Annotated in this window: 7 protein-coding genes and 1 rRNA gene; 5 read left to right on the top strand and 3 right to left on the bottom strand. The window is 45.2% G+C overall.

All coding sequences use genetic code 11. The features are described from left to right. Position 1 precedes the first annotated feature (1 nt). From rrf to HF322_RS06275, 3 genes are all read left to right on the top strand, one after another. Positions 2-115: ribosomal RNA gene (gene rrf / locus HF322_RS06285) — 5S ribosomal RNA — on the top strand. Between the two features lie 155 nt (positions 116-270). Then, the gene (locus tag HF322_RS06280) at positions 271-1,329 is read left to right on the top strand and encodes a 5'-nucleotidase (RefSeq protein WP_169392544.1); all 1,059 of its coding nucleotides are present in this window, start codon (positions 271-273) and stop codon (positions 1,327-1,329) included. Positions 1,330-1,438: 109 nt separating this feature from the next. Continuing rightward, positions 1,439-1,969: a rhomboid family intramembrane serine protease gene (locus HF322_RS06275; RefSeq protein WP_223193197.1), complete on the top strand. Its 531-nt coding sequence runs from the start codon at positions 1,439-1,441 to the stop codon at positions 1,967-1,969. Between the two features lie 79 nt (positions 1,970-2,048). On the opposite strand, the gene HF322_RS06270 is transcribed toward HF322_RS06275, so the two are convergent. Together HF322_RS06270 and HF322_RS06265 are read right to left on the bottom strand one after the other, a co-directional pair. Continuing rightward, entirely contained in the window at positions 2,049-3,764 is a 1,716-nt protein-coding gene (locus HF322_RS06270) for a cation acetate symporter (protein ID WP_169392542.1), read from the bottom strand. A 1-nt stretch (position 3,765) separates the two neighbouring features. Then, on the bottom strand, positions 3,766-4,098 hold the full coding sequence (locus tag HF322_RS06265) for a DUF485 domain-containing protein (RefSeq protein WP_169392541.1): 333 nt from the start codon (positions 4,096-4,098) through the stop codon (positions 3,766-3,768). 740 nt (positions 4,099-4,838) lie between these two features. Between HF322_RS06265 and HF322_RS06260 the strand changes: the two genes are divergently transcribed. Further along, positions 4,839-6,317 (top strand): alanine/glycine:cation symporter family protein, encoded by a 1,479-nt coding sequence (locus tag HF322_RS06260; RefSeq protein WP_375138531.1) that lies wholly within the window; start codon positions 4,839-4,841, stop codon positions 6,315-6,317. Between the two features lie 64 nt (positions 6,318-6,381). On the opposite strand, the gene HF322_RS06255 is transcribed toward HF322_RS06260, so the two are convergent. Beyond that, positions 6,382-8,019: an electron transfer flavoprotein-ubiquinone oxidoreductase gene (locus HF322_RS06255; protein ID WP_169392567.1), complete on the bottom strand. Its 1,638-nt coding sequence runs from the start codon at positions 8,017-8,019 to the stop codon at positions 6,382-6,384. 359 nt (positions 8,020-8,378) lie between these two features. On the opposite strand from HF322_RS06255, the gene HF322_RS11670 reads away from it, so the two are divergent. After that, positions 8,379-8,501: a hypothetical protein gene (locus HF322_RS11670; RefSeq protein WP_258192793.1), complete on the top strand. Its 123-nt coding sequence runs from the start codon at positions 8,379-8,381 to the stop codon at positions 8,499-8,501. The last annotated feature ends 38 nt before the right edge of the window (positions 8,502-8,539 follow it).

The following is an 8,539-nucleotide window of genomic DNA, read 5'->3' as shown; positions in this document are numbered from 1 at the left end:
TGCTGACGACAACAGCGCGATGGAACCACCTGATCCCTTCCCGAACTCAGAAGTGAAACGTCGTAGCGCCGATGGTAGTGTGATTCGCTCATGTGAGAGTAGGTCATCGTCAGCTCCTTATTCCAAAAGCCCCCTTCAGAAGAAGGGGGCTTTTTTTATGCGTGGGGTTTCGTTGCGCTTTAATATTGCTTTTAAATAATTGCTACTTACTCTATCCTTGTTAATTGGTAAACTGCCAATTTTAAAACAATAATAATTTGTGAGCTTTGTATGGCAGTTGATTTTACGAATACCTTGATTGTGGCAATTTCTGCAACGGCACTTTTTGATTTATCCGAATCGGAAAACCATTTACTTGAGCTGTTAAAAAATAATCCTGAAACGGCAATTAAAGAATTTCGTGATTATATGGCGCTGCGTGAAAACGATAAGCTTGAGATTGGGGCAGGATTTCCGTTAATTCAAGCGCTACTTAATTTAAATAAATATTGTGAAACTTGTCTAACGGCTTATTCCAAGGTGATCGCGCCACTCGTTGAGGTGGTTATCGTTTCAAAAAGCAGCCCTGACACCGGAATTCAAGTATTAAACGCCATTCGCGATTATGGCTTAACTATTTCACGATCAGCATTTATTTCTGGCAGTCCGGTCGCACCTTATATGGAAGATTTCAAAGTTGATTTGTTTTTAACGACCAATCGTGAGGATGCCCAGCAAGTCGCCGATGCAGGCGTTTGCGCTTGTGCTATTTTGGATGCAACTCCGGTGAATACCTACCAGCTTGATACCCATCAATTGAGGATTGCTTTTGATGGCGATGCTGTACTTTTTGATGATTCAGGAGAGCTGTTATATCAGCAAAAAGGGCTCAAAGCGTTTCATGATCGTGAAGCTCAAATGCGCGATTTACCGATTGAAAAAGGTCCTTATGCCGAGCTACTTATTAAGCTGTCTAAATTGCAAGAGCGCCTTCCGGCAAGCCCGACCGAGCGCCCAATAAGTATTGCGTTGGTGACGGCTCGTAATGCGCCCGCAGACCTGCGAGCGATTAAAACGCTTCGCAATTGGGGCGTTGATGTGGATATGGCATTTTTTTTAGGCGGATTGGATAAAACGGCAGTATTAAAGACCTTTGCGCCGCATATCTTTTTTGATGACTCAATCAATCATATTAACGCGGCAAAAAACTTTGTCCCAACGGCGCTGGTGCCTTATCAGTCGACCTCGCTATTAAATCGCTATTCTCATTCTGACGCGGTATTAGATTCCAAAACTCTGCGTTTTGTTCCAAATTTATCAGTACCGCGTTCGCAAATAAAACATCGATAACTTATCATTTTAAAAGCACATGAACTGGCAACGATTACTTTACTTATTGGGTCTCCGGCTACGGCAAGTGGTCGGTATTTATGCGTTTGTATTTATACCAATGTGGAGCATGTTTTTTGTTAATAAAACCCTATTGTTTGGGCTTTGGAATATTTTTGGTATTGTCCCAAGAACGGTTGATTTGCGCAGTTTGGTAGGCATTTTTGCATCTTGGACGATGCATGCTGATTTGACCCATTTGATGGGAAATAGCTTTTTATTATTGCAAATTTTATTTTTATTTGGCTTGTTTGAGCGCTATGCTTATCGTACGATTTTAACTTTGATTGTGGCTTCAGGGCTGATGACTTGGCTGTTAGGATCGCCTTTATCGATCCATATTGGCGCCTCAGGACTTTGCTTTGCGATGATCGGCTTTATGATTGGAGGGGCGCTATTTGCTCGGCGCTGGGGCTATTTGTTGGCTTGCTTAGTGATGGGAGCAGGGTATTGGTTGGTCATTAAAGAGGGCTTGATGCCGCAATCTGGGATTTCATTCGCTGCGCATTTTGGAGGACTTTTTGCCGGATTGCTGATTGGTGCAACGTCTAAACCATCGCTCACGCTGACTTATAACTCACAGCAAAAATTACTGAAATAAAAACGCTGGTCAGGGTATTCAAAATAATAAAAAGCCCTCAATTGCTGAGGGCTTTTTTATATTCACTGGCGATTAACGATTAATGGTCAGAAGCTCCTGAGATGCCAATTCCGGTTTGCGAGCGAACAAACTGCGCATCAAAGGCTTTACGCTCAGCTTCAGCGCGGGCAGTTTTGTCTGTGATTGAGAAAAACCAGCAGCAAAGGAACGATAATGGCATAGCAAAGAGGGCAGGACCATTAAATGGGTTTGGTGCAGTTTCTGAAATAGCAAGCGTATCTACCCAGACGGCTTTTGATAAGACAATCAAGATTACTGCACCAACCAAGCCCACCACGCCGCCAATCACCGCACCGCGAGTGGTCAAACCTTTCCAGAACATTGATAAAACAAGCACTGGGAAGTTGGCACAAGCAGCAACGGAGAACGCAAGACCCACCATGAAGGCAACGTTTTGCTTTTCAAACAATACGCCCAAAATGATGGCAAAAATAGCAAGACCAATGGTGGCAATTCGTGACATTCTAAGCTCTGATGCTGGCGTTGTTTGACCTTTTTTAAAGACGTTGGCATAAAGGTCATGCGAGATGGCAGAAACGCCTGACAGCGTCAATCCTGCAACAACCGCAAGAATGGTCGCAAATGCCACCGCTGAAATAAAGCCCATGAACAAGTCGCCGCCAACCGCGTCACTTAAGTGAACCGCCGCCATGTTGTTGCCGCCGATCAGCTCCAAGTTGCCCGTCATTGCCGCTTTTGCTAAATCAAGGAATTGCGGGTTGTTGGACACAAATAAGATCGCGCCAAAGCCGATGATAAAGGTGAGTAGATAAAAATAACCGATGAAGCCAGTAGCAACGACGACCGATTTGCGCGCTTCTTTGGCGTCTTTTACAGTGAAAAAGCGCATGAGGATGTGAGGAAGTCCTGCGGTACCAAACATCAAAGCCAGCCCCAACGACAACGCGTCAATGGGATTTTCGGTCAGTTTGCCAGGTCCCATGATTTTGGTCGCCTCGCTCAAGCTAATTTTATGAGCTTCACTGTAAACGCCAATGGATTCGGTAAACATGTTGCTAAAGCTAAAGTCAACCGCTTTCATGACCATGAATGCCATAAAGGTCGCACCACTTAGTAGCAAGACCGCTTTAATGATCTGTACCCAAGTGGTCGCAAGCATGCCACCAAACAATACGTAAGCGGTCATCAAAAGACCAACCACGATCACCGCGATGTTGTAGTTCAAACCAAACAGCAACTTGATCAGCTGACCTGCGCCGACCATCTGAGCGATCAAGTAAAATGCCACAACAACAAGCGAGCTAAAAGCCGCAAGGGTTCGAACTGGTTTTTCTTCTAAGCGAAAAGACACTACATCCGATAAGTTAAAACGCCCAAGGTTACGAAGGCGCTCAGCGACCAAAAATAGGACGATTGGCCAGCCGACCATAAAGCCTAGCGAGTAGAGCAGACCGTCAAATCCTGAGCTGAAAACCAGCGCTGAAATTCCCAAAAATGACGCCGCCGACATATAGTCGCCTGCAATCGCCAAACCGTTTTGAAAGCCGCTGATGCCGCCACCTGCCGTATAAAAGTCTTCGGTAGATTGGGTTTGTTTTGCCGCCCATTTGGTAATAACTAAGGTAAAGCCTACGAAAATCATAAACATGATGATCGCATGCCAGTTGGTCGCTTGTTGCTCAGCTACTCCCAAATCAGGAGCAGCCATTGCCAATCCTGAGGCAAAAAACCCTATGATGGCGAGAAATAGTGCGTTAAGAGATATCCCTTTCATCTTAGTGCATTCCTTTTTCATGTGCGATGGCCTCAACTTCTCTGAGGGTGTCTTCATTAAGCGGATCAAGCTTATGGTTGGCGATATACGAGTACACCGCACAAAGCACAAACGACAGCACAATAATTCCCAATCCTAAAGGAATCCCCCAAGTGGTGACGCCGCCACTCACTGAACTTGACAAAAAAGCTTTGTTGTAGCCGACGAGTAGCATGAAGCCTACGTAAATCACCAGCATGATTGCGGTTAATGTCCAGCTAAGCTTGCGCTTTCTGCTGACCATTTCTTGAAATTTTGGATTATTGAGAATTCGCTCGACCTGTGAATCATCCATAATCAACTCCTTATTGTTGTGTCCAGCCTTGGACGGCTTATGCAGTAGGGCGCTTTATGGTTTTTATAAGAAAACTTGGGCTAAATTTGTCGTTGGGCGCTAATGTATTAATAACAAACAATGCTTAAAAATTTTATTGATGATCTAAGAGCTCAAGCAGTATCAAACTTTTGTAACAAAAATTGTTGATAATGATGACCATGGACAAGGAAAGGTAGCGTTACAGGACTTTCCGTTGTCTTTTTGGCTCTTGTCATCCTGACAAATCGCTTTAGCAATCACAAAAACATCAATCACTTTTTTGATTCAATCTCAAAATTTGAGGCTCAATCAATGTAAACTTATTAGGAATATATACAAAATCTATCGATATAACAATAATTAATTTTAAATTACTTTAAGTAACTTAAGCTTTATTCATTAGAAACTTATAAGAAATTTTATGGTTCAGAGCAAAACCCTATTTTAAGAAAGGTTTTCACTATTTAATTAATAGTGTAATCATAATGAATCGTTTTAGCTATTTATATAAAAAATAAGGAAGGTTTATAATTTAAATCTAAATAACGTGCTTTACTCCACAATTACTGAGCCTTTAAAAAGTTACAGGATTTTTACTAAAATTTGGTTTAATAAAATTCATAAACAGTTCTTTAGGTCATTTTTCGCTAAAATATTGTCTGAGTAACCACGGTAATTTGGGCGAAATTGAGGTAAGTAACATGGGCGAGAGCTTGACGATGTGGTTTAACCGCATCGTAAATTTTGGGGTCAGCATCATTTGGGGCAATAATGAGTGGCTGATTGCCAGTAATCCTTGGTATGGGTTATTAATGTTTGTACTGATTGGGGCGGGGGTTTATTTTACGATAGTGACTCGCTTTATTCAGATTCGCCATTTTGGGCATATGTGGTGGTTGTTGAAAGTCTCAGGTCAAGGTAAAAAAGAGGGCGGCATCAGCTCGTTTGAGGCGCTGATGACCTCGCTTGCCGCAAGGGTTGGCACGGGAAATTTGGCGGGGGTTGCCATTGCCATTTATCTAGGCGGTCCTGGCGCCGTATTTTGGATGTGGATGACAGCGATTGTTGGGATGTCCACAAGTTTCATCGAGTCAACGTTGGCACAAGCTTATAAAGTGCCGCATTCGGATAATGTCTATCGCGGAGGTCCTGCTTACTATATTGAAAAAGGCTTAGGTCAGCGCTGGATGGCGGTGTTTTTTTCCGTTTGTTTGCTGATTGCGTTTGGACTGGCATTTAATGGCGTTCAGTCGAATACAATTGCCCAAGCCAATTTGCAAGCTTTTGGGATTCCTACGTGGCTGACGGGGCTGTTTTTGGTGGCAATTACCGCGCCGGTGGTGTTTGGTGGGCTGCGATCGGTAGCAAGACTTGCCGGTAAAATCGTTCCTGCCATGGCAATTTTATATATCTTGTTGGCACTGTTTGTGATTTTCAGCAATTTATCGCAATTTCCAGCGGCGATTGCGTTGATCGTCAAGTCCGCATTTGGCTTTGAGCAAGCGGCAGGTGGCGTGATTGGCTATGGTATTGCACAAGCCATGGTCAACGGCATCAAGCGCGGCTTATTTTCCAATGAGGCGGGAATGGGGTCAGCACCAAATGCCGCCGCCACCGCAAAAAGCTATCCTGATCATCCGGCAGTTCAAGGATTTATGCAAATGCTTGGGGTATTTATTGACACGTTGGTGATTTGTTCGGCGACCGCTGCCATCATCATTTTATCGGGCGTGGTCAATCCAAATGTTGAGCAAGAAGGCATTCAGTTGACTCAGTTGGCGTTGTCGCAGTTTGTGGGCAATTGGGGCGTGACCTTTGTTGCTGTGGCGATTTTCTTTTTTTCATTCACCTCCATCATTGCCAATTATAGCTATGGCGAATCCAATCTTGAATTTATCTCTGGAAGTAAAAAAGCCAATGTGATGATCATGATTTTTCGGTTTTTGGTGTTGGGGATGGTGTTTGTGGGCGCGATTGCAAGCCTTCCTGCGATTTGGAACTTTGCGGACTTATCAATGGGACTGATGGCATTGACCAACCTTATTGCGATTGTGATTTTATCGCCGGTGGCACTGCGGGTGCTTAGAGATTATGAGCGCCAACTTCGCGAGGGCAAATCTGCCGATCAAATCAAATTTGACCCTGATCAGTTTAAAAAGCTAAAAAATGAAGCCAACCGCGATGCTTGGCGGGACTGATCAGTTGCTGAATAATAAAAAAACGCGCTCAATTACGGGCGCGTTTTTTATAACAAATTTGAAATTACATATTTGGATAGTTAGGACCACCGCCGCCTTCAGGAGTCACCCAAGTGATGTTTTGTGAAGGGTCTTTGATGTCACAAGTTTTGCAATGAACGCAGTTTTGCGCGTTGATCACAAATTTGGCGCCATCATTTTCTTGAACCACTTCATAAACGCCGGCGGGACAATAAAGCCTTGCAGGTTCGGCATATAATGGCAAATTGATGGCAACCGGAACGGTTGGGTCAGTCAATTTTAAATGAACTGGCTGATTTTCGGCGTGGTTGGTGTTAGAAATAAACACCGAGGACAATTTATCAAAAGTCAGCTTGCCATCAGGGCGCGGATAATCAGGGGCAAACGCATGATCCGCGCGATCAAGCTGGTCATAATCGCGAAGGGTGTCATGAATCGTCAAGAACGACTGACCGCCCATCAAGTTTTGCTCGATATAGTTGTAAGCGCCGCCCATCCATTGACCCATCCGGTGCATGGCAGGGGAGAAGTTTCGCGCCGCAAAATTGTCTTCAAACAACCAAGAATCTTTAAATTTGGCGGTATAAGCGGTGGCTTCATCATGGAAGCGGTTGTCGCTGATTGCCTCAAAGATGGCTTCAGCAGCAAGCATTCCTGATTTCATCGCTGTATGCGTGCCTTTGATTTTGGCAGGGTTTAAAAATCCAGCATCATCACCAACCAATACGCCACCTGGGAAGGTCAGCTTTGGTAGGGAGTTTAATCCGCCTTTGGTTAATGCCCGCGCTCCATAAGAAAGACGCTTGCCGCCCTCTAAAATGTTGCGAATGAGAGGATGCAATTTTAAGCGCTGCAATTCATCAAACGGTGACATATAAGGGTTTGAGTAGGACAAATCGATCACAAGACCAAAGCTGACTTGGTTGTTTTCGGCAAAATACAACCACCAGCCGCCCGATGATCCTGTTTCATTCAATGGCCAGCCTGAGCCGTGCATCACCACGCCTTCTTCATGTTTAGCAGGATCAATTTCCCAAAGCTCTTTAAGACCGATGCCATAATGCTGCGGATCGCTGTCTTTATCAAGGCTAAAGCGGCTGATAAGGCGCTTTCCTAAATGACCACGGCTGCCTTCAGCAAAAATGGTATATTTTGCAAGCAGCTCATAACCCGGCTCAAAGCTTGATTTTGGCGTGCCATCGGCGGCAACACCCATATCGCCAGTTAAAATACCTTTTACCGAGCCATCGTCATTGTAAAGAATGTCCGCGGCGGAAAATCCTGGGAACATCATCACTTCAAGCGCTTCGGCTTGTTGGGCAAGCCAGCGCACCACGTTGCCAAGAGAGACGATATAGTTGCCTGTATTGTGCATGCTTTCAGGGACGACCGAGTGCAAAAGCTGCGAGCCGCGCTTGGCAGAACTGAGCATATAAACGCGGTCTTGGGTCGCCCGAACGTTTAATGGCGCGCCTTTTTCTTTCCAGTCAGGGATCAGCTCATCAAGCGCTCGCGGCTCAATCACTGCGCCTGATAAAATATGAGCGCCAAACTCTGAGCCTTTTTCAACGACACAAACGCTAAACTCATCATTGCCAGCTGCAAGCGCCAACTGACGCAAGCGAATGGCAGCGGACAATCCGGCAGGACCACCGCCGACGACGATGACATCAAATCCCATCGACTCGCGCTCAATGACAGGCGCCGTCGTTTCAGGCTCAACCACCGCTGCTGGAATGACTTCAGGCGCTGCCGAATCCTCGATGATCTCGACCGGCTCTTGATTGACCAAAGTCTCATCAATCGCCGTATTGTTAGCCACTGCCGCATCGGCAGTTGGCGGGACTTCAGCTTGCACCGCTTGCTCATGGATAGTCGAATTAGGATGGTCAATGTCCATATCGACGCGGGCGGGTGGGTTGTCTTGTTCTTGCATACCTACTCCTAAATTCTTCGTGGCTTCTCTGCGGCAAGAGGGGCGCGGCAATCACAGCGCCGCCAACAACTACCTCAGACACAAGCTGCCTTATCGTCACATTGATGGCATCACAACTCAATGTCACGATGATTGATCCGCCAAGACCACAGCCTTGGCATGATATCAAGACACAACGTGAAGGGGTGATTAAAACGGACACTCATGAGACCATTTTAATTAAGTGACTTCGTTGATTAAAGTACTTCATTATAAAAGAAACGTC

This window comes from Psychrobacter sp. MF31, assembly GCF_012847335.1.
GTDB lineage: Bacteria > Pseudomonadota > Gammaproteobacteria > Pseudomonadales > Moraxellaceae > Psychrobacter.
Note: the sequence above shows the minus strand (reverse complement) of the source record. Positions and strands in the feature narration are given on the sequence as shown.

Excerpts from the sequence above, each read along its gene's own strand:
- HF322_RS06280 (WP_169392544.1), top strand. The coding sequence starts at position 271 with ATGGCAGTTGATTTTACGAATACCTTGATTGTGGCAATTTCTGCAACG.
- HF322_RS06275 (WP_223193197.1), top strand. The coding sequence starts at position 1,439 with ATGTTTTTTGTTAATAAAACCCTATTGTTTGGGCTTTGGAATATTTTT.
- HF322_RS06270 (WP_169392542.1), bottom strand. The coding sequence starts at position 3,764 with ATGAAAGGGATATCTCTTAACGCACTATTTCTCGCCATCATAGGGTTT.
- HF322_RS06265 (WP_169392541.1), bottom strand. The coding sequence starts at position 4,098 with ATGGATGATTCACAGGTCGAGCGAATTCTCAATAATCCAAAATTTCAA.
- HF322_RS06260 (WP_375138531.1), top strand. The coding sequence starts at position 4,839 with ATGTGGTTTAACCGCATCGTAAATTTTGGGGTCAGCATCATTTGGGGC.
- HF322_RS06255 (WP_169392567.1), bottom strand. The coding sequence starts at position 8,019 with ATGGGATTTGATGTCATCGTCGTCGGCGGTGGTCCTGCCGGATTGTCC.
- HF322_RS11670 (WP_258192793.1), top strand. The coding sequence starts at position 8,379 with ATGGCATCACAACTCAATGTCACGATGATTGATCCGCCAAGACCACAG.